The following is a 24,917-nucleotide window of genomic DNA, read 5'->3' as shown; positions in this document are numbered from 1 at the left end:
GTACGCCGTACCGCCGGAGCGGAGCCTCCCTTATTCTTTGGTCCTTACCGAGAGTCAGGAGCGTGCCCGTGACCACTGTCTTGCTGATGGGCCCTCCTGGGGCGGGTAAGGGTACGCACGCGGGCCACCTGGCCGCTCATCTCGGTGTGCCCGTCATCTCCACCGGCGACCTGTTCCGCCGCAACATCGCGGACGGTACCGAACTTGGCAAGACGGCGCAGGGCTACCTGGACGCGGGCGAGTACGTGCCCGACGAGGTCACCAACGCGATGGTCCGCGACCGGCTCGCAGACGCCGACGCCCGTCCGGGATTCGTCCTGGACGGGTACCCGCGCACCCTCGACCAGGCCGGCGTCCTGGACGAGATCCTCGGTGCGCAAGGGCGCGGGCTGGACGCGGCCCTGGTCCTGCAGGTCGAGGCCGACGCCCTCGTCGACCGGCTGCTCCGGCGCGCCGAGATCGAGCACCGCTCGGACGACACCGAGGAAGTCATCCGCCGCCGCTTCGAGGTCTACCACGAGCAGACCGCGCCGCTGATCCACTTCTACTCCGGCCGCGGCATCCACCACGAGGTCGATGCCTCGGACGACATCGACACGGTTCGCACCCGCGTCTGGCAGGTCGCCGTACAACTCAAACCCGCCGCGTAGTTCACCGCCTACTGCCAGCAAAGCCCAACGGGTTTCCCAGCGGGGATTTCTACGGTCGAGCCTTCGTTACGAACGAAGGAGATCGCAGTGGAAGACGACGACAAGCCGGTCGGCCGGGTCCTGAGCAGGCGCCGGGCGCTCGCGGTGTTCGGTGCCGCCGGGGTGACGTTCACGGCAGTGGGTACGGCGGTGGCGACCAACGCCGACGCGGCAGCTACTACACCGAGTTGTGTAGCTAAGCCGGAAATGACCGAGGGTCCGTACTTCGTGGACGAAGGGCTGAACCGCTCGGATCTCCGGGTGGACACGTCGGACGGTTCGGTCGTGGCGGGTGCGAAGTTCCACCTGGTCCTGCACGTCCTGCAGTTGGCCGGGTCCCAGTGCAAGCCTTTGCCTGGGGCAACCGTCGACATCTGGCACTGCGATGCGGCCGGCGTGTACTCCGACATCGCGGTCGAAGGGACGACGGGCAAGAACTATTTGCGCGGGTACCAGGTGTCGAACCGTCGCGGGATCGTCAAGTTCACCACGATCCTGCCGGGCTGGTACGAGGGCCGGACCGTCCACACACACGTGAAGATCCGTACCACCGGCACGGACGGGAACGCCTACGAGTTCACGTCGCAGCTCTACTTCACCGAGCAGTTCAAGGCCGCCTACCTCGCGCGAGCGCCGTACGCCGCGAAGGGCACCCCGGACACCACCAACGACACCGACATGCACTACGCGGACATCGGCGATCAGATGCTGCTCGCCCCGAAGCGCACCCGCGACGGCTACGAGGCGGCCTTCGCGATCGCGCTCGACCTGTCCGACACCGCGGTCGGCGCCGACGACTCGTTCCAGACCCCCGGCGGCCCGGGCGGCACCCCGCCTACGGGGACTCCGCCGACCGCTGCTCCTTCGGCATAACGGTCCTGCGAACCGCCAGCACTCACTAACGTCCGCCGACAGCCCGATGCGCCGCCTGCGTGAGCGCGAACTCACGCGGGCGGCGCCAGTTGATGAGTGCCTCAGGTCCGCCAGGCGGGCGCGACCGACTTTCGGTACGAGCGGCCGAAAATCCCGAGGATCACGGTGATGACGGGTTTGGGCACGGTGCTGGTGATGGCCGCGGACTCCGCGGGCGTGGCGCCGTCGAGGGCCCAGGCGAAGAATGTGCCGCCCTCCGCCGGGCCGACCTTGGCGAACTCGCGGCCCATCGCCTTCAGTTCGGGCGTGCCGACGTTGGCCTGGTAGACGGGTTCGATCTCGGCCTCCTCGTGTTCGAGGTGATCGACGGTGACCCGTTGCAGCTCCTGGATCGCAGCGCGTGCGGTCGCCGCGTCGTCCGCGCTCGCGGACTTCCGCAGCGCGCCCAGCGCGGTCCGCGATGCAGCGAGTGCGCTTGCCATCGTGTCGTGCTCGGAATCCAGCTGTGCCAGCAGTTCCGCGCTCACGCCGAGCTTCTGCAGCGCCGGCCACGCGATCTCGTGCTCACCCTCGTGGTGGCGGGTGAGCTGGCTGTCGAAGTTCTGCCAGGCCGCGGCCAGTTGCGCCGCGCGCGTGCGGTCCCCGTCCGGGAACCGCTCCAGTGCTTCCAGGAATCGACCCAGGTCCCGCCGAACGGCCGCGTGGATCGCCTTGTTCATACTCATTGCCCCCATGGCCGGGAGTATGCGTCCGGGAACATCCGTTGACCAGAGCAAGTTGATGGTGAATATGCATGGTGAGTACAAGGTCCCGGGCGGAAAGCTCGTCGTGGCCGACCTCGATGTCGTCGACGAGCACGTCCGGAACGCCCAGATCTCGGGTGACTTCTTCCTCGAGCCGGACGACGCACTGGAGCGGATCAACGGGGCCTTGGCAGGTCTGCAGGTGGCCGCTTCCGCGGCTCAGATCGCCGCGCGGGTGCGAGGTGCGCTCGGCGACGGCGTCGAGATGCTCGGGTTCTCGCCCGAGGCCGTGGCGGTCGCCGTACGGCGTGCGTTGACCGGCGCGACCGGTTGGCGTGACCACGAGTGGGAGTTCGTGCACGACGTACCGCGGGAGCCGGCGCTGCAGATGGCGCTCGACGAGGTCCTGACCGAGCAGGTCGGATCCGGGGAGCGCCCGCCGACGCTGCGGGTCTGGGAGTGGGCGTCGAACGCGGTCATCATCGGCAGCTTCCAGTCGCTGCGGAACGAGGTCGACCTGGACGGCGCGGCCCGTCACGACGTCACCGTCGTACGGCGGATCAGCGGCGGCGGCGCGATGTTCGTCGAGCCGGGCAACACGATCACGTACTCGCTGTACGTCCCGGAATCGCTCGTCTCCGGCCTGTCGTTCATCGAGTCGTACGCGTTCCTCGACGACTGGGTCATTGGTGCGCTCAACGATCTCGGCATCGCGGCGACGTACCAGCCGATCAACGACATCACCTCGCCGGCCGGCAAGATCGCGGGCGCCGCGCAGAAGCGGTTCGCCGGCGGCGCCGTACTCCACCACGTGACGATGGCCTACGACATGGACGCCGACAAGATGGTCGAGGTACTGCGGATCGGCCGGGAGAAGCTGTCCGACAAGGGCACGAAGAGCGCGAACAAGCGCGTCGACCCGTTGCGCAGCCAGACCGGTCTCGACCGCGCGGACGTGATCTCGCGGATGGCAGGTACGTTCCGGAACCGCTACGGGCTGTCGGACGGCACGATCTCGCCGGAGACCGTCGCGCTGGCCGAGGAACGGGTTGCGGCGAAGTTCGGCACCGAGGAGTGGCTTACGCGGGTGCCGTGATCGGTACGGCGTTGCCGCTGACCCGCACGCGGTTGTCGTCCGGGCGGAGCTCCACCGTGATGAGGCTGGGCCGTCCCAGGTCGTCGCCCTGATGCAGCGTGATCGTGGGTTGCGCTTCGCCGATCTCCCGGAGATAGGCGCCGAACGCAGCCGCTGCGGCACCCGTTGCCGGGTCCTCAACGACACCGCCGACCGGGAACGGGTCGCGGACGTGGAAGACGGTCGGCGATTCCTGCCAGACGAGCTGCAGTGTGGTGAGGTCGCGCTCGAGCATGTACGCGAGCAGGCGGTCGAAGTCGTAGTCGAGCGCGGCGAGTCGTTGCCGGGTCGCCGTACTCAGGACGAGATGCCGCGCCCCGGCGTACGCGATCCTCGCCGGTAAGGCGGGGTTGAGGTCGTCAGGTGACCAGCCGAGGATGTCGAGTACGTCGCTCAGGTCGCCGGCGTCTTCTACGGACGGCTCGACGCTGGTGAGGGTCGCGCGCAGGGTGTCGTCGACCGATACCGGGACGAGGCCGGCCTGCGTTCCGAAGACGATCTCGCCCGGGCCGTTGCGCTCCGCCAGAGCAACGGCGGTCGCGACGGTGGCGTGCCCGCAGAACGGGACCTCGGCCTTGGGGGAGAAGTACCGCACCGGGCGCACGCCGCTCGCGTCCGGTCCGTTGGTGAAGGCGGTCTCGGAGTACCCGACCTCGGCCGCGATCGCCTGCATCGCGGCGTCGTCGACATCGCTGGAGTCGAGCACCACACCGGCCGGATTGCCCCCGGCGGGATCGGACGTGAAGGCCGCGTAGCGGAGAACGGTCACCATGTGCTCATCCAATCACCGCGTCCAGTCCAGTTGCGCCTCCGGGATCGCCAGACCGCGCCCGAACTCCTTCGCCTCTTCGCGCGCGGCGTCGTCGCCCCGCCGATACCGGAACACGCGCCCCGGAAAGATCACGAAGATCTCGTGCTCGTCATGAAAGTCGGCGTACCACCCAGGCCCGTCGAGAACCCCCGCCAGTACGTCGGCCAACTCCTCACCACGCTCGACGGTGAACTCCAGCAACGACCACACGGACGGCTGATCCGCCGACGTACCCCCAACCGCCACCCGACTCACCTTCGTCACCACCAGCGGGACCCCGTCCAACACGGTCCCAACCTTCAAACTCTCAAGAATCAACACACCGTCATACACACCCGCGACCGTACGCGCCGCCACCGACAGTTACAGCTGCGTGGACTGGTCAGCGATCTGCTGCACGTAGTCGACGAGGTGCGGATCGTGCTCCTCGAACGGATAGGCCAAGTAGTACGCGTCCACAGCGGCCTGTGCATCGGTGAACCCGCACCTCGGCCACAGCACTGTCATGTCGTCGTGGTCAGGTGCACGGCTGGCGAGGAGCTTCATCAAGAACACTTGGTCGGGCGACGGCCCGAGGACTGTGAGGTTTCGGTGTTCGAAGAGCAGTTCGCACTCGTCGAACTTCAGACCAGCTGGCGTGAAGGTCATGGCCGAGTCGTTGAGCCAGTCGGCCCGTAGACCGTGCCGGTCTCCGACCTCACGCACGACCGCTCGAACCTCATCGGTCAACTTGCTCACCGAGTCGACGTCCGCGGTCGATTCCCGGAGATCGTGCAAGGCGAGGTACGAGCCGCCGACTACTACCACACGGCAGGCCAGATGCCGGACGGCGAGCTCGTCGGCGACCTCACCCAGGTAACTGAGGATCTCGAGCTTGCCGAGGACGGTCGGTCCCAGCTCGGGGTCGGTGTGACTCACGCCGCGTTGCGCCAGAGGTCGTGGGCGGCCAGCCAGATGTTTCGGGCTGCTAGTTGAGCAGGTGCTTGCGTGCGTGCTCGCTGGACACGCGCCGGCGTGCCGGGAGCTTCCCAGGGAATGGGTGCGGGCGGCACCGACCTGGTCCATCGAGGGCGCGGGATCCCGGCGTCGTCCGCGAGCTTCTCCGCGATGCCGGCAAGGAGCGCGTCGAAGGCGGCGTCGCCGGTCCGGACCGGGGGAGACTCGATGGCCGCGGCAGTCAGCTCAGGATGGGCAAGCAGGTGGTCGAGGAACCCTCTCAGTCGCGCCCAGTTGACCTTTCGGACTGTGTGATCAGGCGAATAGGCCTCGGTGAGGCTGTCGATCGACAGTCCCCGTGAGTGCGCGGCTCCGTCCATCGTGATGGACAGCTGACGACCTGCAGCCGCGATCAGTCGCGAAAGCATCGTGATCGTCGGGTCGGTCGACCCAGCCTCGATGCGCGAGACCGTGGAGGTCGGAACCCCCGCTCTGGCAGCAAGAGCGCTGCGCGAGAGCCCGGCATCCTCGCGCGCCCGTCTCACCAGTTCACCCGCTTCCATAGGCCGTAGCATATATGCAACAGACAGTGGCGGCAATGGCGTAGCGTCCCGCTCATGGAGATCGGGTACGTCATTTTGTACGTCGGGGATCTGGGGGTCTCGGTGGGGTTCTACCGGGATGTGGTGGGGTTTGCGTACAAGTTCACGGATGCGGGGTATGCGGAGTTCGACGCGGGTGGGGTGCGGTTCGCGTTGTACGAGCGGCGCCGGGCGGAGTGGTTGACCGGGCGGGCGGCGACGCCGGGCGCGGGTGGGGAAGTGGTGGTGATGGTGGCGGACGTGGATGCGTACGCCGAGCGGCTGCGGGCGGCCGGCGTACCGGTGCTGAGTGGGCCGGCGGACCGTCCGTGGGGACACCGGACGGTCCACGTCGCCGACCCCGACGGGTTCGTCGTCGAGTTCGCCGAGGAGATCCCCCGGGCGCGGCAGCGGCGGTAGTTCAGCGGTGGTGGTGCCAACGGCGGCGGGACATGCCGCTGATCATGACGATCCAGAACATGCCCCAGAGCAGCCACGGGGCAGTGAGTGCGACCGAGGTGATCACCAGACCGATCATCAGGAACGGCGCCAGCATCAGGAACGGCGGCGGCGGACCGGTGCGGCGACGGAGGTTGGCCGGGCCTGGCACGACCTGCAGTTCCGTCGAGCTCGGCAGGTCGTCGAACAACGGCTCGAGATCGTCCGAGTACCGTGCCCGCGTCACCACCTCGCTCCGCTCCTCGAACTCGGCCTGCGTCAACCGCCCGGCGACGAAGTGGTCGCTCAGCAACGAAACGGCCTGATCCCTCTCGGCGTCACCGATCCGCACCCGCTTCCGAGGTACGTCGACCCGCGGCGCCTCTTGTGGCTGGCCCCAGCCGCGCCAGTCCCCGGCGGACTCGTCGTACCAGCCCGGACCACTCCAGCCCGGGCCGTTCCAACCCTGCCGCCTGCCGGGACCGCCTCGGCGTCGGCGGTCCCGGTCGGCGGAGCTCATGAACGGTCCTGCTGGTCCGTGCCGTCGTCTTCCTCGGCGAGGATGCCGTACAGCTTCCGGCGCAGGTCGGCGACCGCGTCGCGCGCCTTCGCCTGCTGCTCCGGCGTACCGCTCGCGAGGATCTGCCACATCGCCGTCGCGACCTGCCCGAAGAGTGGCTTGAACCCGTTCTCGTCGTCGTTACCCGCCGGCGCGCTCATCGCGGCCCACGGCGCGGACACCTCGTCCTGGTGCTCGGCGACGTACGCACGGCCCTCGTCGGTCAGCCGGAACGTCCGCCGCCCGACCTCCGCGTCCGCCGTCACCAGGCCCTCGTCCTCGAGCTGCTGCAGCGTCGGGTAGATCGAGCCCGGGCTCGGCTTCCACATGCCGCCGCTGCGCTCGGCGATCTCCTGGATGATGCCGTAGCCGTTCATCGGCTGCTCGGCGAGGACGGCGAGAATTGCCGCCCGGACGTCGCCGCGCCGCGCCTTCGGGCCCCGCCAGCGTGGCGGCGGTCCCCACGGCGGACCGAACATCTGCCCGCCGCCGAACATCGCCCACGGCGGCCCGAAGTGCTGCTGGTGACTGTGCCCCTGGTGCCCGCGGTGGCCGCTCATCGCCGCGCGCAACTCGTCCTTGATGTCGTCGAAGGTTGAACAGTGCCGCGCGAACTGCGCCCAAGGCCATCCCGCGGCGTACGCCGATCCGGTCATCTGGACCACCCGTCCCTCACGAAAGTGATTGCGATAGTTCGACGATATATCGCGAACGATCGCAACCCAAGAGACTCAGGCGTTGAACTTCAGGTCCTTCACCACGGCGGTCAGGACGACGGAGTTGTCCACGATGCTGATCCCGGTGAGCTGGGCGCCGAACGGCAGTTCGGGGAGCGTGATGCCGCTGGCGAGCTGGCTGCGGATCGCGCTCTGCACGGACGACGGGATCGAATCGGACAACTGCCCCAGCGTCAGCGCGACTCGCCCGTCCTTGACCTGCGGCGTGATCGGTACGTCGATGCTGATGCCTCGCACGCTCGCCTTCGCCTGCAGTTGACCGTTGACGACCGACATCGACAGCCCCTCGAGCCCGGTACTCCGCACCGCGAGCCGAGCCAGCTCCCGCGCCGACAACTGCAGCCGCAGATCGGTCGCGTCGACGGTCACCGCACCGGACTGCTGCGTCAGCAGCGACCGCGGCACGTGCACGTTCTGCAGCTCGACCTTCAGGTCCTCACCCGGTACGCCGGAGAACGTCGGCTTCTCCATCGTCAGCGTGACCTTCGAGAAGTCCTCGTTGACCAGCTGCGGCAGGAACCCGAAGCCTCCGATCTTCACCGAGGTGCCGGCCGAGCGCACGTCGTACTGCTTGGCCTCCTTCTCGGCCATCGACGCGAGCTGGTTCTCGGCCACGTACGCGGCGACGCGGTCGACGGCGATCGCCAGGACCGCCAGCACCACCAGTGTCACGACGAGGCGGCGCAACCACCGGCGCGGTCTCCTAGAGCTCATTCCTGCCCTTTCCGATCATTTCCCGGAGCGCGTCGGCGACCGGTGTGGGCTTGATGCCAAAGGCAACAGTCGCGGCGGTCGAGTCGACGACGAACGGCCGCTGCCACTGGTACAGCATCTCCACCATCTCCCGCGCGACCGGGTCGACGAGTCCCGCAAGCCGCAGTACCAAGGTAGGCATCGACGCAACCTTCGCCGACGGCGCACCCGCCAGCTCGGCGGCGCGGGTCGCCAGTTGGCGTACCGACAGGGGCTCCGGCGTCGGAACGTGCCAGGCCCGTCCCCACGCGCTCTCGTCGTCGGCGACCGCGATCAGTAGTCGCGCGACGTCACCGACGTACGTCCAGCTGTGCGGTGCGTCGAGATCGCCCGGCATCATTCCGCGCTTCCCGGCGATCACCTTGGACAACACCGTCACACTGAACGGCGACACCGCGCCCGCGCCCAGGTAGTCGGACCCGCGCACCTCAGCGGTCCGGATCCGCCCCGCCTGATGCGCGGCCAGGGCAGCGGCCCAGACCTTCGCCCGCACCTGCCCCTTCACCGTGTTCGGCAGTAACGGAAGGTCTTCGCTCATCGGCGCGTCCACCGCGCCGTACCCGTACAGATTGCCGGTGCTCACCAGCACCGCCCCGGACGACTCGGCTGCCGCGACCAACGCCGTACCGAGCCGCGGCCACTCCGTCGCCCACTTGTTGTACGCCGGGCCTGCGCACGAGTAGATCGCCGTCGCGCCCGCGACGTAGTCCGTCAACCCGGTCTTGGCGTCCGCGGCAATCCGCTCCGCCCCGTCCGGCCCGCTTCCGGACCTCGTGATCACGCGGACCTGCTCACCCCGTGCCACCAACAGCCGGGCGACCACGCTCCCCACGGCCCCAGCCCCGACGACAACCTGCACGCCTTACCCCTTTGACTCGACGAAGCCCTCAGTATCCCGGGGGCGTCGGGTCGTTCAGGACGGCAGCCCGCTGCGCAGACGAAGCTCGTCGCGGATCACGGGCGGTACGGGCAGCCGGTACTTCTCCAGGGCCCTCGCGTAGGCACGCAGCGACGTTGCCAGGCGGCTGGCGTCACTGCGGGTGTTGTCGCCCTGACGCCGCGGACCGCGGGCAAGCCGCTCGGCGGCGCGGGCGGACACGACCTCCGCGAACAGGTGCGACAGATCGTCGTTCATGGCTGAGCGGCGACCGACATCGGCAAGGAGGGAAGTTGGCCTAGACATCGGCATCGCCTCATAGGGCCCGCGGGTTCCCGACACGCCGCCTGGTATGTCATCGCTCCGGAATGCTGCCAGTCTATCCGCACCAGCAATGGGTGGAGGCTTGGAAACGATGTTCCTGCTTCAGATGTCGGGCGTTCCAGGGTCGGGGAAGTCGACCGTCGCGGCCCATGTCGTCGACACGTACGGCGCGGTTGCCATCGACTACGACGTGATTCTGACCGCCGTTCTCGATGGGGGCGTCGACGTCGCCGGTCGTTCCAAGGCGGCGTACGAGGTCCTGTTCGCAATGACTCGCAGCGTGCTCGGCCAGGGGCGTTCCGTGGTCGTCGACAGCCCGTGTTTCTGGCCGCGGATCCGCGACAAAGGCATGGAAACCGCCCGGTCGCACGATGCGACCTACAGGTACATCGAGTGCCAGGTCCATGATCTGAAGGTCGTCGACGAGCGACTCGCCCGGCGGCCGCAGCTGCGAAGCCAGCGTCGTGGCGTCAGCATTCCGCCGGTGGACCTCGGCGACCAGCCGGATGACGGGGAGACGCTGTTCCGCTCGTGGTTGGACCGCGTCGAGCGTCCCGCGGACAACTACCTCCTGCTGGACATGCACCGCCCGCTGTCCGACGTACTGCCCGAGGTCGACAGCTACCTGAAGGGCTAGCCCGAACGGCCCTTCAGCCGGCGGCCGTCACCGGCGACTCAGCGGGACGGTTCCGTGGTCAGCATCAGAGTACCGTCCAGGACGGCGGTCACGACGTCGATGAGGCGGAGCCGGTGGTAGCGGGCGTGCTGGCGCAGCACCTGGAAGGCATCGGAGGGCGCGATGTTCAGCCGCTCGGCGAGCAGGCCCTTCGCTTGCTCGATGAGCACTCGGCTGTCGAGCGCGGTCTGCAGCTGATCGACCAGGACCTCGTTCTGTGTTGCCCGGTGGCTCTCGACGCCGAGTGCCGCCGTGTTCGCCAGCGCCTGCACGGTGTTGAGCGATTCATCGGGCAGACCGCCGGCTGCGCTCAAGGAGAGCGTCATCGCTCCGATCGTCCGTCCAGGCAAGGGCAAGGGAAACGCGTGCTCCGCAAGCACGCCGCGCCGGCGAGCGATCGGCGCGTAGCGAGGCCACCTGGCATCGGCCTCAACCAGGTCAGCACAGTCGATGCGTGAGCCGTTGTCGTAGCTGTCCTGAGCCGGCCCTTCGCCATGCCGCGTCCCGAACTCCTGCAGCTCACGCGCCAACCCCGACGATGCCGCGACGACGTCGAGCGTGCCACGGCTGTCGGCCAGCAGCAGAGCGGACGTGCTCACGCCGGGCATCTCCGCGCAGCGATCCACCAGCCAGGCGAGAGCGCCGATCGGGTCTGCGTCGGTCACGAACTTCGCGACGAGGTCGGGCTGTGTGTCGCGCCTCGGATGTTCAGTGTCGCCCATCGCATCTCTCCCTCAGGGTGTTTCCAGTCGGAGGCGCCGATCGACGAGTTGGCGCGCTACTGTGCTCACCTGTTCGTTGTCCACGAATGCCCGAGCCTTGATGAGGGCGAGCGCGTCGGCGACATTGCAGCCGACCTGCGCGGCGACCATCCCGGTAGCCTGATGGACGACCGCACTGAAATCGGGCGCTTCCAGCAGCGTCTCCATGCCATCCGGCGGACTCTCCTCGGCGAGCTGGGCGATGGTCGTCCTGGTCAGCAACATGGTGTGGGTCAACGCGTCGGCGATTTCCTGAAGGTACTTCGTCAGCCGCCGAGCCGGCTCGGGACTCGCTGGATCGAACACGGCGAGTGCGCCAACACAGCTCCCGCGGACTCCTAGCGGCGCGACGGCCAGCGAATGCACGCCGAGCTCTGAGATCGCGGGCGAGTAGTGCCGCCAGCGTCTTGGCAGCAACTCCTTCGGCACGACAACCAGGCTGCTGGAGGCGGTGGCGTCATGCACCGGCCCTTCTCCCAGGGTGACTTCAAGATCTTGGGCAGCCGCCGCCACGGCGTCGGATGCGATGGCCGATGCGGTGATTCGCTGGGAGTTCAGCAGCGTGATCCCCACGCTTCGGGCGCCGAGCAGTTCCGCGATGGCCGAGATGAGCCGCGGCCGGCGATCGGCCGCCGCGTCCTCGGTGACGAACCACTGCGTGAGCCGACGGACATGAGTGTCGTGCAATCTCGCGGCGGTCAAGTGGCGCTCTTCGAGGGCGTGGTGGATACGCGCCATGCGTTCGTGGACGGCCCGGGTCGTTTCGGAGGCGGTCGCCATGCGCTCCTCATGGCGGCGTGCGATCGCCGCGGCCCGAGCTGCTCGGGCGCGCTCGGCGTCTGCCCGCTCCCGCGCGGGCCGGATCCAGGCGGACAGGCCACTCTCCACTCGGCAATCCTACGCTTCGTCCGTGCTCTCCTGGATGTCTTCCATCAGGAGAACCACGCCTTCGCCTCGGCTGTTCATCGGCGAGCAGGTCACCGAGCACTTGATTGTTCGCCCCTTGCGGTTCACCGCGGCCAGGTCGATCGGCCCGGTCCGGGAACCGGAGTCCACACAGCGCTGCACGACCTCGACGAGCATTGCGGTCGGAAGCCCGAAGTCTAGCTGGAAGAACATCTGCCGCTGCACCTCGTCGCCGCGCAGTCCCCACAGCTCCTCCGCGCCGCGGTTCCAGCTACGCACCCGGAGATCCTTGTCGAGCACCACCACTCCGGCCGCGACGCTGGCCAGCACACCCTCGAGGAAGGTGCGAGCCTCGTCCAGCTCGGTGCTACGGATGCGGATCTCCTCGTTCATCGTTTCGAGTTCTTCGTTGGTGGACTGGAGTTCTTCGTTGGTGGTTTCGAGTTCTTCGTTGGTGGACTGGAGTTCTTCGTTGGTCGTCTCCAGCTCCTCGATGCTGGACTGGAGTTCTTCGTTGGTGGTTTCGAGTTCTTCGTTGGTGGACTGGAGTTCCTCGTAGGCGGTCTCCAGATCCTCCCGGTTGCGCTTCACCTCGAGCTGCAGCCGGGTGAGCGCGGTGATGTCGACGAACACCACCGAGGATCCGACGACGACGCCGTCGGCGGCGGTCAGCGGCTGGACGATGATGTCGAGGTACTGCACATCCTCGGCAGACAGCCGGCGTTCTACGGCGTTGACACGGACTGCCCGGCGCTCGGAATGGGCCTGCTCGATGAGCGAACGAAGCTCGGTGGGGCGGTACGAGACCTCGAGGTCCCGGAACGGGCGGCCGACATCGTGGGAGGTGAGTCCGAACTGGGCCCTGGCCTGGCTGTTCAGCTGCATGACGATCCCGTCCAGGTCGACTGCGATCATGGCGTTCGGTGCGGTCTCCACCACCAGATCGCGCAGCTGCCGTTTGCGGGCGGCGTCCCGCACTTCCATCCCGCCTGCGGGGACCAGCTTCGGCGGGAGCGGCTGATGCGGCAGCCCGACGTCGCCCGGGTGCCTACGGAAGATCCGCTGGCGCATGCTGACGATGTCGAACCGCTCACTGTCCGACAGCAGCATCTCCGCCTTGCCGAGGAACAGATGCCCGCCTTCGCGCAGCGCGAAGTGGAACCGGTCAATGATCTGCGACTGCGCCTCGACGTTGAAGTACATCAACGTGTTGCGGCACACGAGCAGGTGCAGCCTGGAGATCGGGGCGTCCCGGGTGATGTCATGGCGACCGAAGATCACCCGTCGTCGCAGATCGGACCGGAAGGCGAAACGGTCGCCGCTCGGCTCGAAGTACAGCTTGCGGATCTCTTCGGGCAACGCCGCGAGCGCCTTCGCCGTGTACGCCCCGGTGCGCGCCTCGCGCAGAGCCTCGTCGTCCACGTCGGTCCCGTAGATCTTGACGCGCCGGGCGCACTCCTCGATTCCCAGTGCCTGGGCGAAGATGATGGCCAGTGAGTAGGCTTCCTCGCCGGTGGAGCAACCGGCGCTCCAGACCCGGATGTCCGCGTCGGAGTCGACGCCGTTCAGCAACTCAGGAACGATCTCCTGCTGCAGGTAGGCCCAGCTTTCGGCGTCGCGGAAGAAACTGGTCACGTTGATCAGGATGGTGTTGAAGAGGAACCCGAACTCGTCAGCGCTCGTCTCCAGCAGGTCCCGGTAGTCGACGTACTCCGAGATCCCCACGTCGTTCATCCGTTTGCGCACCCGGCGGCCCAGGGTCGAGCGCTTGTAGCCCGTGAAGTCGAAACCTCGCGAGTCACGGATGAAGGTGAGCAGCCCTTCCAGATCGGGGTCCACGACGTCGTTGGCAGCGCCCGGCATCACGTGCTCCTCGATCCGACCAGGTCCCTGATGACGGCCGCGATCTCGTTCAGGGGCAGCACGAAGTCGACCGATCCGGTGCCGACCGCGGCTTCAGGCATCCCTTTGAACTCCGCCGACTCCGGATCCTCGGCGATCACCGTGCCACCCCGGGACTTGACCACACTCACCCCCGTCGCTCCGTCGCTGCCCGTCCCGGTCAGTACACAGGCGATCGCGCGCGCCCCGAACGCGCCGGCCATGGACTCGAAAAGAAGATCGGCCGACGGTCGCACGAAGTGCACCAGTTCGCTGCTCGAGAGGCTCAGCTCACCACTGGCGCCGACCAGCAGATGCCGGTTCGGCGGTGCCAGGTAGACAGTGCCGGCTTCGGCGTACTCCTCATCCTTGGCGAGGCTCACCGGCAGGGCCGACCGGCGCCCGAGGACCTCGGCGAGCACGGTCTCGTGCCGCGGGTCCAGATGCTGGACGACCAGGACCGGCACCGGAAAGTCGGCGGCGAGCCCGCCGAGCACCACGGTGAGCGCCCGAATGCCACCCGCGGAGGACGCGATGCCGACGATGTCGAACCGATCGACCTGCTCGGCGCCGGGTGCGCGCGGGTCAGGTTCGGTCATGGTCTGTTCCGACGGCGGGGCGACACTCCCCGAGCCTAGCGGGTCGGCCGTCCAGGTGACGAGGACCATCGCGGGATCCGGTAGAGCGCTCGGCTGCCTGACGGATCAGCCGGAGCATCGGCCGCCCCATGGCCGTGATCAACGGCGACGTGAGCGCGAAGTAGTTGCCCAGGGCTTGCCGGGCTGCCGGGTCGGTACAGCGCAGTCGCACCTCCGTGACCAAGGCGCACCCTCGATCGCCGTACCCGAGGACGGTCAGGCTCCACGCTCCGACCCCGAAGCCGGGCTGGTCGAACGTCGGCAAGTCCGCAGGGTTCCAGTTCGCTCGGCCGTAATTGTCCTGCCACCACCGGCCGATGAAGCCGAGAACCAGTTCGGTCGACCCGTTGTCCGCGACTACCTGGAACCCCTTGGCCGGCAGGCCCTCGAAGCCGGACGTCTCGAAGCGCGGGCGGGACGGAGCGCCATGTGTCCATCGAACGAACTCAGCGGGCAAGGCCGGCTCCGCGCCGGTCGCCAACGATGACCGAAGGAGATCCACTTCCCGAATGGCGCGATAGGTCCGGTCCACGGCCGCGTCTATCGGCTCCGCCCTCGTCAGACGCTGTTCCCAGTCGGGCATCTGGGTGTCGATGAGCATCACACCTGCCTCGGAACCTTGCCACTCGCGGTCCCGACGAGGCGTGCGTGCTTGGTCGTCGCCATCGTTGCCACCTCCAAAGGTTCGTTGTCGCTTGGGTTGTGTCCCAGGTGTGGCTGTGAAAGTGACTGCCGTACTCGACACCTCAGCGGTCCGGCGGCCGCGGGCAGGTTGGTGTTCGACTGCCGTCGCTGCGGACACGGCGCTCATGGCCTGACTGTGCCCTACCCGCCGAGGGTGGCACAGAGCCAAAGGTCCCGTCGGGCCGTTGGAGAATTACGAGCGAAGCCAACGGACGCAGATATTTACTGACCGGTGGTTGGCTGTTCGGCTGCGCTAGTCCCGGCGGCCCTTCAGCCGGCGGCTGACCGCGCGCTCGACCTCCCGCGTCGCCTCGCGCTCGGCGAGCGTCTGCCGCTTGTCCCACGTCTTCTTACCGCGAGCCAGGACGATCTCCACTTTCGCCCGACCGTCCTTGAAGTAGAGGCTCACTGGGACGATCGTCAGCCCACCCTCGTTCACCTTGCGCTCAATCTTGTCGATCTGCGCCCGATGCAGCAGCAACTTCCGCTTGCGGCGCGAGCCGCCCTCGAACCAGCGAGCCTGCGAGTACTGCGGAATGTGCACCCCGTGCAACCAGATCTCCCGGTTCTCCACCATGGCGAAGCCGCCCGACAGGGACGCCCGCCCGGCCCGAAGCGCCTTCACCTCAGGCCCCTGCAGCACGATTCCCGCCTCCCAGGCCTCGCCCAGGTGATAGTCGTGAGCGGCCTTGCGGTTCCGCGCGACAACAGGCTCAGCGTCTGGCTTCTTCACACGCCGATTCTCCCCCAGCAGGCGCTACTCGCCGCGCTGTGGGTTGCCCTGCTTGCCAGCCTGCTTGCCGGCCTGTTTGGAACCGCTCGAAGATCCACGGCTCCCGAACGCGGTCTCGCTGAGCGGCCGCGAACCGGACAAGGGCGTCTGGCCGTCGAAGGCGTGCGCGATGGCGCGGTTCGCATCCAGGACGGGGTTGCGCTGATGCGCCTTGCCGCCACTGCCGACCTGCGCCGCACCGAACCGGTCGAGTTGCGGGAGGCTCTGGTCGGCCGATCGTCCGAGCCGCATCGCCGTCTGCTGGTAGGCGTTGTTCTCACTGGCGTGACGAGGACCGATCGCGATGACGTCGCGTGCATCCTTCCCGCCGGCGTTCCGTCCGGGAATCTCGCGGAACGTCATGCGATGGTTGGGTTTCCCGGTGCCGTCGCCGATCTTGGACACGACGATGTCCCGGCCGTCACCGAGACCTTTGTGCGCGCCGAGCACATGGTGCCCCTTCGACGATCCGCTCTCGAGATCCTGCAGCTCCCGGAGGACGCCCTTGTAGACCGTGCGGTTCGCGTTGTTCGCCGGCGACTTGTCGTTGGGATGCTGCTTGGCTTCCGCTGCAGCCGCGTCGCGCATCCGGTTGAGGTCCTGAACGGCGCCATCGCTGAGCAGGACCTGGAACGGCCGTTCTGGCGGGTTCTCAGCCATCGCCCGTCCCGCGTTCCTGCCGGATCTCTTCCAGCATCTGCTGGGTGAACGGGTCGTCCTTGGCCCACTCGTCCACGCTGAACGGGGTGCTGCCCGGAGTCGGCGACGAGTCGTAGGTCCGGACGGTCGGGTCGTCGATCACGCCTGGCGGCGGCTCGTCGTCACCGCGCAGCGTGCGGTACTGCTGGGTCGACATCACCACCAGCAGGGGTTCGGTCTCTGTGCCCACGAGTACCGGTGGGCCGAAGGTTCCGCGGCGGATCGCCTCGACCATCTCCGGCAGTTGCCGGCCGAGTACCTCGGGAGCGACCACGGTCCGGTACTTGCCGAGGGCCTCTTCGCCGCCAAGCTCGTCGTACTGGTCGTAGCTCGCGATCACCGCCTCGGGCACGCGGGCGTCGCCGAAAGCGAACGCATGGGTCTCACCGTGCGTGAATCGCCCGACCACACCGGCGATGTCAGCAGCAACGTCGGCAACGGACGGCAGATCAGGGTACGGCGACGCAGACATGCATTCCAGCCTACGTCTCCACCGGGGTCGCCGCAGCGCAGCCGCGGACTGTCGCCCGAGGCTCCGACGACAGCATCTGGGTGCCCCCGGCAGGATTCGAACCTGCGACGCACGGTTTAGGAAACCGACGCTCTATCCCCTGAGCTACGGGGGCGCACGCGGGGACAGCTTAGCGGAGTTGGGGGGTGGGTCAGCCGGTCAGGGCGGTGACGCCGAGGTGGCCGGTGATGGAGTTGTAGCGCTCGGCGTAGAGGGTGGTGCAGCGGGAGGCGGCGCAGCCGGCGCCGGCGAAGGCGATGCCGCGGATGGTGGCGGAGCTGGTGCCGCGGCGGGAGTAGACGGGGCCTCCGGAGTCGCCGCCGACGATCGCGACCAGGCCGCCGCGAGTGGCGCGAATGACGTACGTCGTGCAGCCGTCGGTGTCGCAGTACTTCGCCGACGTCGAGCGGACCGTGAGACTGCAGAGCGACGTACTGAAGCTGCCGGACTGACAGATCACCGTGCCGACGCCGGGGTCGCCGCCGCCGGTGACAGTGCGCGTGTTGGCGGTGTCGCCGGGGCCGTCGGTCCAGATCTTGGCGCCGTACGCGCTGCCGGTGACCAGGGACTGGTCGTAGTCCGGGTAGTTCGTGCGGACCGTCGTGGTGCCGTAGTAGTTGGTGCCCGACTTCCAGACCGTGCCGGGGCCGCCGCAATGACCTGCGGTGACCGAGCCGCGCTGGCCGTTGGAGCGCCGTACGACGGAGAAGCCGGCAGTGCAGTTCTTGAGCGCGGACGTGATCCGGGCGCCGCCCCAGTGGCCGCCCTTGGGGGTGTCGCTCAGCCGGGACGTGCGTGCGAGCGAGCCGGCGACGAGCTGTACGCCGGACAGGTCGCGGAGCCCGGCCAACGAAGCGGGGGAGGTCGTCGCCTGGTCGTACTCGACGACGACGTTCTCACTCACCGGGTCGAGGTCGGCAGCGTACGTCGTACGTGAGGCGTCGGAGGACCACGAGCGGTCGCCGACCGCGTTCCAGGCGTCGGCGATCGACTGGGCCGAGCGACAGCTGCGTTCCACCTTCACCAACGGCTTGCCGGCCGCAGGCAGGTTGCGGCTCATCGCGGACTCGTACTTCTTCGCGTCCAGCTTCGCCGAGTCCACGACCACCTTGTAACCGGTCGCGGCCGAGCCGACCACGCCGATGACGCCCTGGCTCAGCCCGTACGGCAGACCGGACGTCGGGCGGCCGGTCGCGTCGAGCGGTTCGAGGGAGCGGACCGCGGTCGAGATGCCGTCACCGAGCGACTCACCGAGCGGTCGCGCATCGGATGCGGACGTCGGCTGCGACAGCCGCGTCGCCTCGGTCGAGCTCACACTCGGCTGTGCGTGGGAGCATGCCGCGGCGCCCGTCACCGCACCCGAGGAGGGGGCAGTGAGAGCGACTGCGAAGAGTGAGATGGAGCCGAGTGTGACCAGCGGGACGGTTACAGAGAGTCGCACAAAGCTCCCCAGATCGGTGGACCAAACCACTAGATGGTCCGTTCAAGAACTCCGTTCCGTCAAGACCTGGTCACCGTCCGCGAACAGAATTGACTACCGTGCGCGAGCGTAACTCGCAAGTTGACGCCCGTCGGCGCCGAAGAACTGCAGCGTGTCGTCGCTGATCGTGATCCGCTTGGCGGCGTGCAGTACGCCGGTGTGCGGCACGTTCTCGCAGCCGACCAGGTGCTGCGGACCGGAAGTCGCGCTGAACGCACCACGCTGACCGATGCTGTACGTCCCCTGCAACCCGTTGCAACCGTCCGAGCCCGTCCACGTCCCGTCCGCCTTGAACACCAGCACCGGGTTGTCCGGGCGGGCGGCCTTGAGCGACTTGGTGCCGTAAATCTGCACCGGCTGCCAGGTGCCGGCCACGGTCTGGGCCGAGGCCACCTCTGGCGTCACCGATGCCGAGGCCGAGGCCGGTGCCTGCCCGGTGGCGACCGGCGGTTGCGTCGGCTGGTTCCGCGACCCGGCCAGCCCGAACCCGGCGACCGCGATCGCGGCCACCGCGACGGCGGCAGCGCCGGAGACGATCCAGGTACGCCGCTGCGCGCGACGGGCGCCCGTGGTGGCGCGCTCGGTCAGATCCACGGCCTGCGGCACCGAGGCCGCGGCGCGTTCGAAGGTACCTCGCAGGTCATCCTCGAGATCGGTGTTGCTCACGACAACCTCTCATCGACACGGTTGGAATCGCCGGCCCCTGAATAGGCCGGCCGCCGCCGGAGCGACGCGAGCGCACGGCTCGCGGTCGCCCGCACGGAGGACGGTTTGATGCCGAGCACGTCGGCGATCGTCTGGTCGTCCAGGTCCTGGTAGTAGCGCAGGACCAGAACGACCCGTTCCCGGGCGGACAGCGTCGCCAGCGCGCGCCACAAGTCGTCGGAGTTGGCGACGTGCGTGGCGTGGTCGGGCACGGTGCGCTGCGGTTCGAGGTCGGCCGTCGGCGCCTCGGTGAACGATCGCCGGCGCGTCATCGACAGGTACTCGTTCACCAGGATCCGCCGGACGTAGTGATGCGGATCGTCCGCGTTCCGCACCTTCCGCCAGGAGCGGAACGCCTGCATCAGCGCGATCTGCGCCAGGTCCTCCGCACGCTGGTAGTCGCCGGAGACCGTGAACCCGAGCCGCACCAGTTCCTGTCCACGGGCGGACACGTACTCCTCGAACTCCACTCGCCACTCCCTGGCTGGGCGTACAACTCCTCACACCTATTAGACGCATCGAGCCGCCCACATGCTGCAACCGTTCGCACACAGTTCGATCTCTAGCCCAGCAGGAACTCCCGCACCGCAGCCTTCCCGCGTGGGTCCCGCTGCACGCTGTGACCGCTTCCCGGTACGACGACCAGCTCGGCGTCCCGGGCGTGCGCCTTCTCCCACCTCGCCCAGTCGAGCGGGCAGAACAGGTCGTTGCTCCCGTGCAGGATCAGTGTGCGCGGCGTCAACTCCTGCTCGGCCGGGTACGTCGACACGCGGTCAGCCGGCCAGCGGAGGCAGCCCTGGATCATCAGTTGGTCGCGTGCCGTCGCCACGTCGTACGGGTACAGCTGCTTCGGGTCCAGACGGCGTACCGCGTCGTCGAGGGCGGTCTTGCGGTCGGGCTTGCCGGACCACGGGAAGCGGAGGTCCGAACAGAGGGTGGCCATGTGCAGGCCCGCGGACAGCGTGTCGTAGGGCAGGCCCTTGCTGGTGGTCCGCTGGAACATCTCCTTCAGAGCGGTGTCGTCGCCGCTGCGTGCGGAGTGCAGGATGGCTGGGATTCCCTTGAGGGACGGGTTGACCGAGTTGAGGCTCGCGACCGCCAACGTCTCCATCAGGTCGGTGCCGCTGACGCCGTGCTGCACTAACCACGCCAGGTCCGCAACCGGATCCGTCTTGCACGCGGGATCCTGGCCGCAGGCGGCCTTGAGCACGCCAGCGCTTGCGGCCATCAGATCCACACCCATCGGGTCGAATCCCTTGTGCGGTACGACGGAGTCCAGCACGAGCGCCTGCACGTGGCCGGGGTACTTCAGCCCGTACTGCGCTGCCGTGAAGCTGCCGTACGACGTCCCGTCGATCGTGAGCCGATCCACCTTGAGGTACTGGCGCAGCTGCTCGATGTCGTCGACGGTGTCAGGCGTTCCGTAGTACCCGACCCCGGAGCCGATCTGCTGGGCGCACTCGTCCACAGCCGTGGCCGGTGGGGTCAGGAAGTCCGAACCGCCCACAGTCTCTTGCAGAGAAGGGCAATCGATGCCGTCAGGCCCGGTGCCGCGCTGGTCGAACATGACGAGTCGGTACTCGCGCAGCACGTCAGGGTGCACGTTGCGCTGCAGGTTGAACAGGAGCGGTACGCCGGGCTGACCCGGGCCGCCGGTGAGCAGCAGGAGGACGCCGCGGGGCGCGTCGACGTTGTCGGCGGCGATGACGGCGAGGTCGAGCGACGGGCCGTCCTGGCGTTCCCGATCGAGCGGAACGTGCAGCGTCGTGCAGGTGAAGCCCGCCGTACAGAGTGTGTTCTCCGCTGCCGGAGCCGAGCAAGCGGTGCAGGCGAGGGCGAGCGCGCACAGCAGCCGGATCGTTCGCATGCGCCCCTCCCTCAGTGCGAGGGTGCGGCACACGCGGCAGCCACCGCAACCTGCCTCGCGGGTCGACCTCGAAAGGGACCCGCAAGGCAGGCGCGGGTAGACCCCACTTCGGACGGCTTCGGGGTGCGCGTCCGGCGCAGGGTCAGCGCAGGCCGAGCGACTTCGTCAGCTCGGCGGTCACCTGGCGCGGCGCCGGCAGGGTGCCGGGCTTGCCCTGACCTTCCAGCGAGGTCGCCACCAGACGGTGGCAGCCGAAGGATTCAGCGGTGAAGGACAGTACGCCGCGGTCGTTGTCGGTGAACCGCAGCACGTAGGTGGGGCCGAGCTCCTTGGTGCACATGCTCGGCTCCTTCGCGACGGGTTTCGCCGCGTTGACCAGGGCGAACAGGTCGGTCGCCTGCTTGCCCATGCGCTTGGTGGTGATCGTCGCGTAGTTCTGCCCGGTCGCCTGTGCGTCGTACTGGCAGATCGTCACGCTGACGGGGTTGAACTTCGAGGTGGCCGCGCCCTGGCCCCACACCGCCTTGTCGGTGGCAGTGCGGACAGCTGTGATCGTCTCGGGGCAGTCCGTGCTCGGCGTACCGCTCGGGCTGGCTGACGGGGTGGGCGGCGTGCTGGTCACCGTTTGGGTGGGCTGGGCGGCGGGCGGGGACGAGGCGTCCTCGGTGCCGCAGGCGGCGGCAACTCCGAGTACAGCCACGACGAGCGTCGCACCGATCAGGCCCCGTGTCCGTTGTGCACTCACGACTCGGTCCTTCCGGGTTGGCAAGGTCCACCATGATGGTGGAACGGGGTCACACCGCGCGTGCCGGAACATCACGGCGGCGCGTCTTTCCGGTCACGCCGCGGGATCGAACCCCAACCGTGGCACAGCTGTAACGTGCGCGCACTGGTCACCTACCTCCAGGTCAGCGCGCAGCACTCCCGGAGAGCTCCGGTGACTCGGTAACCTGGAGGCATGACGAGCCCGTACGAAGAGGACGAGCCGCTGTTGCCGGAGCAGACTCGCGACGACGACCCGCGGACCTGGGGTGACAGCGACTTCGGCAGCGACGACGACGAGCGCATTCTCAACGAGGTCCCCCCGCACCACGGATGACCGCATCGGTGTTCCTCGTCCACGGCGGCCTCTGGGACGCCACGGACAGCGAAGCGTTCTGGGGTACGCCGGGAATCACCGACGGCCTGTCCGCGGCGCTCGCGCCGGAAGGTATAGAGGTGCTGGCGCCGGACCGGCCGCCGCGGGCCACCGCGTGGGAGATCGAGGTCGCGGCGCTGGGTGAACACCTGGCAAAACGTTCCGGACCGGTAAGAATCGTTGGGGCCTCCAATGGATGTACCGTCGCGGTCCTGCTGGCGCTGAGATTTCCCGAGCTGGTCGATCGCCTCCTTCTCGCCTGGCCCGCGACCGGCGACGACGCCGCCGCGAACGAGCGTGCGCACGCCGGGATGGTGAATCGCGGGTGCCCGCCGGCGGCCGCGGACGAACTGCTCGCGGGCGGCATCCTGCGCGGCGTCTCGGATGCAGAGCTGGCTGCGCTGACACGAATTCGAGTGGCGGTCCTGCCTTCGGTACCGGAGAATCCGTCGCATCAGCGGAAGACGGTCGACGCCTTGCTGCGGTCGATCCGGGGGAGTCGCGAGCTGGCCGGGTGTCCCGAACCGCCGACGCCCGCCTTCCGTACGAACAACGACCCGCCGTACCTGGATCAGCTGCTGCGAACGATCGTGGAGTTCGTCAACTGAGGGGATGAGCGTGGAGCTTCGGGGGTTCGACGCCGGGTATGGCGTGCAGGTCGCGGACTGGGCCGCGAACGCGAAGGAAGTGGCGTTGCTGTCCGGGCGGGTGGTCTACCCGTTCCCGGATGAATTGCGGACGAGTTGGCGGGAGGCTGACTCGGACATCCACCCGTATCTGCTGTTCGACGGCGATCGGCCGGTCGGGTACGGCGAGGTCTGGCTCGACGACGAGGAGGACGAGGTCGAACTCGCCCGGATCATCGTGGACCCGAAGGTCCGTGGTCGTGGGATCGGTGGTGAACTCGTGCGGGCCCTGCTCGGACCGGCCCTGGACGCCGGGTACTCGGAGGTGTTCGTGCGGGTCCGTCCGGAGAACGCGCCGGCGATCCGGGCCTACCACGGCAGTGGCTTCGTCGACGTCCCCGCCGCCTTGATGGAGGAGTGGAACGACGGCCAGCCGGTCCCGTACCGCTGGATGCGTTATGCCGGTGAGCAGGTGGGCGCCGGCGAGCTCAGGGGCTGAGGTTTTGCGCCCACCTGCTGAGGCTTACGACTGGCGGGTGCGCAGCAGGTCCCGGATCTCGGTCAGCAGCTCCTGGTCGGTGGTCAGCGGGTCCGGCTCCGGCTCCTGTCCGCGCTTGCGGCGCTCGGCCAGCTTGTTCAGCGGCATCACGATGAAGAAGTAGACGGCCGCGGCGACGAACAGGAAGCTCAACGCCGCGTCCAGGATCAGGCCGATCGAGAACTGGGCGCCGTTGATCTTGAAGTTCGCGACTCCGGTGAGGTCCGCCTTGCCGAAGATCGCGGCGATCACCGGGTTGATCAGCCCGTCGACGACCGCGCCGATGATCTTGGTGAACGCTGCGCCGATGACGACGGCGACCGCGAGGTCGACGACGTTGCCGCGCATGATGAATTCCTTGAAGCCCTTGAGCATGTGGTGCCTCCACGAAGCGGGTGGTTGTACCCGGACAACGTAGGGCTGCACCTCCGCCAGAGCGAGGGACCGCGCCGGAACGCGACACATCGTGCCGACACAATTCCGAAGAGTGATCAGCTCGTGTCCGGTGTCAGGGCCACGGTGATGCGTGAATTCGAGCTGGCCTGCGCCAATCGGGTGGCGACTTCCGGTGTGGTCGCGACCACGATCAGCGCGCCGGACGTGGTCGATCGGGGCGTCGGCAGGGCGACCACGGGCACGGCGCGGGCGAGTTGGCTCGCGGCGCCGGCGGTCGTGCTGTCGGCGGCGTACAGATTGATGCGGTCGCCGACGCGCAGGAGGGCGGTGATGTCGGCGTCGTCGACGCGGAACGGGTAGGCGAGTGAGCCGGGCGGCACGGCGGGTGGTGCCAGGAATCTGGCGTCGGTGAGTGGTTCGCCGGCTCTGACCGGTCCGCTGAGCACGCGGGTCGTCAGTTCGCTGCCTGGTCTGAGCGCACCCGCGGGCACAGATCCGGGTGGCAGGTCGACGGTCCGCAGGTCGTCGGCCGTCGGCGCGACACCGCCGGTGAGGTCACGAGCCGCGGCCAGCACCGCGACCGTCGGCGGCGGTGCGGGGGAGAGGGCGAGAAGTCCGAAGTACACGGCGGCCGCAGCGGCGACGCCGGCGAGCAGCCGACGGTGCCACCGGGCGGCACGGAGCAGGTCACGAAGCAGGGAAGGGATTTTCATGCCGGAGAAGATACGAGTTTCGCCGGCGGGCGCCCTTCAGTTATCCACAGGGTGCGCGGTCAGGCCGCGCTGGTGCCCGAGGAGGAGCTGCTCGAACCCGAGGACGAGGAACCCGAAGACGACGAACCGGACGACCCGGACGACCCGGACGAGCCGTTGGACGACGAACCCGACGACCCGGAGGAGCCGTTGGAGCCGTTGGACGAGGACGACCCGGACGAAGAGGACGACGCCTCGGACTTCGCCGGCACCGAGCTCTTGCCGGTCGACCGGCTGTCGTTCCGGTAGAAACCGGAACCCTTGAACACGACGCCCACGGCGTTGAAGACCTTGCGCAGGTTCCCCTGGCAGTTCGGGCACACGGTCAGAGCATCGTCCGTGAAGCTCTGGCGCACCTCTAGCGCCTCGCCACAGTCGGTGCACTGGTACTGGTACGTCGGCACGGTCGGTTCCCTTCAAGCCGCTGGCAC

At 68.2% G+C, this 24,917-nt stretch carries 33 protein-coding genes, 1 tRNA gene and 1 pseudogene; 8 read left to right on the top strand and 27 right to left on the bottom strand.

The annotated features are described in order from the left end of the window. The first annotated feature begins 86 nt into the window (after window positions 1–86). Together OHB24_RS03920 and OHB24_RS03915 are read left to right on the top strand one after the other, a co-directional pair. Window positions 87–650, top strand: a complete 564-nt coding sequence (locus OHB24_RS03920) for an adenylate kinase (protein WP_442913982.1) — start codon at window positions 87–89, stop codon at window positions 648–650. 87 nt (window positions 651–737) lie between these two features. Then, window positions 738–1,562, top strand: a complete 825-nt coding sequence (locus OHB24_RS03915) for a dioxygenase family protein (RefSeq protein ID WP_327637557.1) — start codon at window positions 738–740, stop codon at window positions 1,560–1,562. Between the two features lie 101 nt (window positions 1,563–1,663). Here OHB24_RS03915 and OHB24_RS03910 read toward each other — a convergent pair whose 3' ends face one another. Next, on the bottom strand, window positions 1,664–2,296 hold the full coding sequence (locus OHB24_RS03910) for a hemerythrin domain-containing protein (protein WP_327637556.1): 633 nt from the start codon (window positions 2,294–2,296) through the stop codon (window positions 1,664–1,666). Window positions 2,297–2,342: 46 nt separating this feature from the next. On the opposite strand from OHB24_RS03910, the gene OHB24_RS03905 reads away from it, so the two are divergent. Next, a complete protein-coding gene (locus tag OHB24_RS03905; protein ID WP_327637555.1) occupies window positions 2,343–3,401 on the top strand; it encodes a lipoate--protein ligase family protein in 1,059 nt (352 codons plus the stop codon). Here the strand turns inward: OHB24_RS03905 and OHB24_RS03900 are convergent. The 4 genes from OHB24_RS03900 to OHB24_RS03885 all read right to left on the bottom strand — a co-directional run bounded on the left by OHB24_RS03900 (window position 3,385) and on the right by OHB24_RS03885 (window position 5,750). Further along, window positions 3,385–4,212, bottom strand: a complete 828-nt coding sequence (locus OHB24_RS03900) for a PhzF family phenazine biosynthesis protein (protein WP_327637554.1) — start codon at window positions 4,210–4,212, stop codon at window positions 3,385–3,387. The two genes, OHB24_RS03905 and OHB24_RS03900, sit on opposite strands and share 17 nt — an antisense overlap. 12 nt (window positions 4,213–4,224) lie before the next feature. After that, window positions 4,225–4,539 carry a hypothetical protein gene (locus OHB24_RS03895; protein WP_327637553.1) on the bottom strand — a complete coding sequence of 105 codons (315 nt, stop codon included), beginning with the start codon at window positions 4,537–4,539 and terminating at the stop codon, window positions 4,225–4,227. A 75-nt stretch (window positions 4,540–4,614) separates the two neighbouring features. Next, a complete protein-coding gene (locus tag OHB24_RS03890) occupies window positions 4,615–5,169 on the bottom strand; it encodes a DUF6036 family nucleotidyltransferase (protein WP_327637552.1) in 555 nt (184 codons plus the stop codon). Further along, complete coding sequence (locus OHB24_RS03885) at window positions 5,166–5,750, bottom strand: helix-turn-helix domain-containing protein (protein WP_327637551.1); 585 nt, start codon at window positions 5,748–5,750, stop codon at window positions 5,166–5,168. The genes OHB24_RS03890 and OHB24_RS03885 overlap by 4 nt, the downstream gene beginning before the upstream one ends. 54 nt (window positions 5,751–5,804) lie before the next feature. Here OHB24_RS03885 and OHB24_RS03880 point away from each other — a divergent pair, with 54 nt between their 5' ends. Beyond that, a complete protein-coding gene (locus tag OHB24_RS03880) occupies window positions 5,805–6,188 on the top strand; it encodes a VOC family protein (RefSeq protein ID WP_327637550.1) in 384 nt (127 codons plus the stop codon). A gap of 1 nt (window position 6,189) precedes the next feature. On the opposite strand, the gene OHB24_RS03875 is transcribed toward OHB24_RS03880, so the two are convergent. The 5 genes from OHB24_RS03875 to OHB24_RS03855 form a co-directional block, all read right to left on the bottom strand. Then, window positions 6,190–6,726, bottom strand: a complete 537-nt coding sequence (locus OHB24_RS03875; RefSeq protein WP_327637549.1) for a DUF1707 SHOCT-like domain-containing protein — start codon at window positions 6,724–6,726, stop codon at window positions 6,190–6,192. Further along, entirely contained in the window at window positions 6,723–7,421 is a 699-nt protein-coding gene (locus OHB24_RS03870; protein ID WP_327637548.1) for a PadR family transcriptional regulator, read from the bottom strand. The genes OHB24_RS03875 and OHB24_RS03870 overlap by 4 nt, the downstream gene beginning before the upstream one ends. Window positions 7,422–7,496: 75 nt before the next feature. Further along, on the bottom strand, window positions 7,497–8,216 hold the full coding sequence (locus OHB24_RS03865; RefSeq protein ID WP_327637547.1) for an LmeA family phospholipid-binding protein: 720 nt from the start codon (window positions 8,214–8,216) through the stop codon (window positions 7,497–7,499). Next, window positions 8,206–9,114, bottom strand: a complete 909-nt coding sequence (locus OHB24_RS03860) for an NAD-dependent epimerase/dehydratase family protein (protein ID WP_327637546.1) — start codon at window positions 9,112–9,114, stop codon at window positions 8,206–8,208. The genes OHB24_RS03865 and OHB24_RS03860 overlap by 11 nt, the downstream gene beginning before the upstream one ends. 54 nt (window positions 9,115–9,168) lie before the next feature. Further along, entirely contained in the window at window positions 9,169–9,390 is a 222-nt protein-coding gene (locus tag OHB24_RS03855; protein ID WP_327637545.1) for a hypothetical protein, read from the bottom strand. Window positions 9,391–9,547: 157 nt separating this feature from the next. Here OHB24_RS03855 and OHB24_RS03850 point away from each other — a divergent pair, with 157 nt between their 5' ends. Continuing rightward, entirely contained in the window at window positions 9,548–10,093 is a 546-nt protein-coding gene (locus tag OHB24_RS03850) for an AAA family ATPase (RefSeq protein WP_327637544.1), read from the top strand. 38 nt (window positions 10,094–10,131) lie between these two features. Here OHB24_RS03850 and OHB24_RS03845 read toward each other — a convergent pair whose 3' ends face one another. The 14 genes from OHB24_RS03845 to OHB24_RS03780 form a co-directional block, all read right to left on the bottom strand. Then, on the bottom strand, window positions 10,132–10,854 hold the full coding sequence (locus OHB24_RS03845) for a GAF and ANTAR domain-containing protein (RefSeq protein WP_327637543.1): 723 nt from the start codon (window positions 10,852–10,854) through the stop codon (window positions 10,132–10,134). A gap of 12 nt (window positions 10,855–10,866) precedes the next feature. After that, window positions 10,867–11,781, bottom strand: a complete 915-nt coding sequence (locus OHB24_RS03840; RefSeq protein ID WP_327637542.1) for an ANTAR domain-containing protein — start codon at window positions 11,779–11,781, stop codon at window positions 10,867–10,869. A 9-nt stretch (window positions 11,782–11,790) separates the two neighbouring features. Next, a complete protein-coding gene (locus OHB24_RS03835) occupies window positions 11,791–13,662 on the bottom strand; it encodes a CheR family methyltransferase (RefSeq protein WP_327637541.1) in 1,872 nt (623 codons plus the stop codon). After that, the gene (locus tag OHB24_RS03830) at window positions 13,662–14,279 is read right to left on the bottom strand and encodes a chemotaxis protein CheB (RefSeq protein ID WP_327637540.1); all 618 of its coding nucleotides are present in this window, start codon (window positions 14,277–14,279) and stop codon (window positions 13,662–13,664) included. The genes OHB24_RS03835 and OHB24_RS03830 overlap by 1 nt, the downstream gene beginning before the upstream one ends. Further along, on the bottom strand, window positions 14,266–14,775 hold the full coding sequence (locus OHB24_RS03825; protein ID WP_327637539.1) for a hypothetical protein: 510 nt from the start codon (window positions 14,773–14,775) through the stop codon (window positions 14,266–14,268). The genes OHB24_RS03830 and OHB24_RS03825 overlap by 14 nt, the downstream gene beginning before the upstream one ends. A gap of 480 nt (window positions 14,776–15,255) precedes the next feature. Next, window positions 15,256–15,735 carry an SsrA-binding protein SmpB gene (smpB, locus tag OHB24_RS03820; protein ID WP_327637538.1) on the bottom strand — a complete coding sequence of 160 codons (480 nt, stop codon included), beginning with the start codon at window positions 15,733–15,735 and terminating at the stop codon, window positions 15,256–15,258. A gap of 24 nt (window positions 15,736–15,759) precedes the next feature. Continuing rightward, window positions 15,760–16,434 carry a hypothetical protein gene (locus OHB24_RS03815; protein ID WP_327637537.1) on the bottom strand — a complete coding sequence of 225 codons (675 nt, stop codon included), beginning with the start codon at window positions 16,432–16,434 and terminating at the stop codon, window positions 15,760–15,762. After that, on the bottom strand, window positions 16,427–16,945 hold the full coding sequence (locus OHB24_RS03810) for a hypothetical protein (RefSeq protein WP_327637536.1): 519 nt from the start codon (window positions 16,943–16,945) through the stop codon (window positions 16,427–16,429). The genes OHB24_RS03815 and OHB24_RS03810 overlap by 8 nt, the downstream gene beginning before the upstream one ends. 81 nt (window positions 16,946–17,026) lie before the next feature. Continuing rightward, window positions 17,027–17,099, bottom strand: a tRNA-Arg gene (locus OHB24_RS03805). 36 nt (window positions 17,100–17,135) lie between these two features. Next, window positions 17,136–18,299: a hypothetical protein gene (locus OHB24_RS03800; RefSeq protein ID WP_327637535.1), complete on the bottom strand. Its 1,164-nt coding sequence runs from the start codon at window positions 18,297–18,299 to the stop codon at window positions 17,136–17,138. 219 nt (window positions 18,300–18,518) lie between these two features. Beyond that, the gene (locus OHB24_RS03795) at window positions 18,519–19,130 is read right to left on the bottom strand and encodes an META domain-containing protein (RefSeq protein ID WP_327637534.1); all 612 of its coding nucleotides are present in this window, start codon (window positions 19,128–19,130) and stop codon (window positions 18,519–18,521) included. After that, window positions 19,127–19,639, bottom strand: a complete 513-nt coding sequence (locus OHB24_RS03790; RefSeq protein WP_327637533.1) for a SigE family RNA polymerase sigma factor — start codon at window positions 19,637–19,639, stop codon at window positions 19,127–19,129. The genes OHB24_RS03795 and OHB24_RS03790 overlap by 4 nt, the downstream gene beginning before the upstream one ends. Window positions 19,640–19,731: 92 nt before the next feature. Next, window positions 19,732–21,036: an alpha/beta hydrolase gene (locus tag OHB24_RS03785; protein WP_327637532.1), complete on the bottom strand. Its 1,305-nt coding sequence runs from the start codon at window positions 21,034–21,036 to the stop codon at window positions 19,732–19,734. A gap of 142 nt (window positions 21,037–21,178) precedes the next feature. Further along, entirely contained in the window at window positions 21,179–21,781 is a 603-nt protein-coding gene (locus tag OHB24_RS03780; RefSeq protein ID WP_327637531.1) for a hypothetical protein, read from the bottom strand. A gap of 213 nt (window positions 21,782–21,994) precedes the next feature. Between OHB24_RS03780 and OHB24_RS03775 the strand changes: the two genes are divergently transcribed. From OHB24_RS03775 to OHB24_RS03765, 3 genes are read left to right on the top strand one after another with little or no spacing between them, the layout of a single operon-like run. Next, window positions 21,995–22,135, top strand: a complete 141-nt coding sequence (locus OHB24_RS03775; RefSeq protein ID WP_327637530.1) for a hypothetical protein — start codon at window positions 21,995–21,997, stop codon at window positions 22,133–22,135. Continuing rightward, complete coding sequence (locus OHB24_RS03770; protein ID WP_327637528.1) at window positions 22,132–22,782, top strand: hypothetical protein; 651 nt, start codon at window positions 22,132–22,134, stop codon at window positions 22,780–22,782. Before OHB24_RS03775 ends, OHB24_RS03770 begins: the two co-directional genes overlap by 4 nt. A 4-nt stretch (window positions 22,783–22,786) precedes the next feature. Further along, on the top strand, window positions 22,787–23,299 hold the full coding sequence (locus tag OHB24_RS03765; protein WP_327637527.1) for a GNAT family N-acetyltransferase: 513 nt from the start codon (window positions 22,787–22,789) through the stop codon (window positions 23,297–23,299). A gap of 24 nt (window positions 23,300–23,323) precedes the next feature. Here the strand turns inward: OHB24_RS03765 and mscL are convergent, their stop codons facing one another. From mscL to OHB24_RS03745, 3 genes and pseudogenes are all read right to left on the bottom strand, one after another. Continuing rightward, a complete protein-coding gene (gene mscL / locus OHB24_RS03760) occupies window positions 23,324–23,713 on the bottom strand; it encodes a large conductance mechanosensitive channel protein MscL (protein WP_327637526.1) in 390 nt (129 codons plus the stop codon). 116 nt (window positions 23,714–23,829) lie between these two features. Then, entirely contained in the window at window positions 23,830–24,447 is a 618-nt protein-coding gene (locus OHB24_RS03755; RefSeq protein ID WP_327637525.1) for an SAF domain-containing protein, read from the bottom strand. Window positions 24,448–24,611: 164 nt separating this feature from the next. Then, window positions 24,612–24,890, bottom strand: a pseudogene (locus tag OHB24_RS03745) (FmdB family zinc ribbon protein); the annotation flags it as partial. Window positions 24,891–24,917: the final 27 nt, after the last annotated feature.

Origin of the sequence: Kribbella sp. NBC_00482, assembly GCF_036013725.1 — a bacterium.
In the GTDB taxonomy this organism is placed as follows: Bacteria; Actinomycetota; Actinomycetes; order Propionibacteriales; family Kribbellaceae; genus Kribbella.
The sequence above is the reverse complement of the archived record's forward strand: the minus strand, read 5'-3'. Positions and strand labels throughout refer to the sequence as shown.

What these genes read in the sequence shown, in the direction of transcription:
- OHB24_RS03920 (WP_442913982.1), top strand. Translation starts at nt 87, where the DNA reads ATGGGCCCTCCTGGGGCGGGTAAGGGTACGCACGCGGGCCACCTGGCC.
- OHB24_RS03910 (WP_327637556.1), bottom strand. Translation starts at nt 2,296, where the DNA reads ATGGGGGCAATGAGTATGAACAAGGCGATCCACGCGGCCGTTCGGCGG.
- OHB24_RS03905 (WP_327637555.1), top strand. Translation starts at nt 2,343, where the DNA reads ATGGTGAATATGCATGGTGAGTACAAGGTCCCGGGCGGAAAGCTCGTC.
- OHB24_RS03900 (WP_327637554.1), bottom strand. Translation starts at nt 4,212, where the DNA reads ATGGTGACCGTTCTCCGCTACGCGGCCTTCACGTCCGATCCCGCCGGG.
- OHB24_RS03885 (WP_327637551.1), bottom strand. Translation starts at nt 5,750, where the DNA reads ATGGAAGCGGGTGAACTGGTGAGACGGGCGCGCGAGGATGCCGGGCTC.
- OHB24_RS03880 (WP_327637550.1), top strand. Translation starts at nt 5,805, where the DNA reads ATGGAGATCGGGTACGTCATTTTGTACGTCGGGGATCTGGGGGTCTCG.
- OHB24_RS03875 (WP_327637549.1), bottom strand. Translation starts at nt 6,726, where the DNA reads ATGAGCTCCGCCGACCGGGACCGCCGACGCCGAGGCGGTCCCGGCAGG.
- OHB24_RS03870 (WP_327637548.1), bottom strand. Translation starts at nt 7,421, where the DNA reads ATGACCGGATCGGCGTACGCCGCGGGATGGCCTTGGGCGCAGTTCGCG.
- OHB24_RS03865 (WP_327637547.1), bottom strand. Translation starts at nt 8,216, where the DNA reads ATGAGCTCTAGGAGACCGCGCCGGTGGTTGCGCCGCCTCGTCGTGACA.
- OHB24_RS03855 (WP_327637545.1), bottom strand. Translation starts at nt 9,390, where the DNA reads ATGAACGACGATCTGTCGCACCTGTTCGCGGAGGTCGTGTCCGCCCGC.
- OHB24_RS03850 (WP_327637544.1), top strand. Translation starts at nt 9,548, where the DNA reads ATGTTCCTGCTTCAGATGTCGGGCGTTCCAGGGTCGGGGAAGTCGACC.
- OHB24_RS03845 (WP_327637543.1), bottom strand. Translation starts at nt 10,854, where the DNA reads ATGGGCGACACTGAACATCCGAGGCGCGACACACAGCCCGACCTCGTC.
- OHB24_RS03835 (WP_327637541.1), bottom strand. Translation starts at nt 13,662, where the DNA reads ATGCCGGGCGCTGCCAACGACGTCGTGGACCCCGATCTGGAAGGGCTG.
- OHB24_RS03830 (WP_327637540.1), bottom strand. Translation starts at nt 14,279, where the DNA reads ATGACCGAACCTGACCCGCGCGCACCCGGCGCCGAGCAGGTCGATCGG.
- OHB24_RS03815 (WP_327637537.1), bottom strand. Translation starts at nt 16,434, where the DNA reads ATGGCTGAGAACCCGCCAGAACGGCCGTTCCAGGTCCTGCTCAGCGAT.
- OHB24_RS03810 (WP_327637536.1), bottom strand. Translation starts at nt 16,945, where the DNA reads ATGTCTGCGTCGCCGTACCCTGATCTGCCGTCCGTTGCCGACGTTGCT.
- OHB24_RS03785 (WP_327637532.1), bottom strand. Translation starts at nt 21,036, where the DNA reads ATGCGAACGATCCGGCTGCTGTGCGCGCTCGCCCTCGCCTGCACCGCT.
- OHB24_RS03775 (WP_327637530.1), top strand. Translation starts at nt 21,995, where the DNA reads ATGACGAGCCCGTACGAAGAGGACGAGCCGCTGTTGCCGGAGCAGACT.
- OHB24_RS03770 (WP_327637528.1), top strand. Translation starts at nt 22,132, where the DNA reads ATGACCGCATCGGTGTTCCTCGTCCACGGCGGCCTCTGGGACGCCACG.
- OHB24_RS03765 (WP_327637527.1), top strand. Translation starts at nt 22,787, where the DNA reads ATGAGCGTGGAGCTTCGGGGGTTCGACGCCGGGTATGGCGTGCAGGTC.
- mscL (WP_327637526.1), bottom strand. Translation starts at nt 23,713, where the DNA reads ATGCTCAAGGGCTTCAAGGAATTCATCATGCGCGGCAACGTCGTCGAC.
- OHB24_RS03755 (WP_327637525.1), bottom strand. Translation starts at nt 24,447, where the DNA reads ATGAAAATCCCTTCCCTGCTTCGTGACCTGCTCCGTGCCGCCCGGTGG.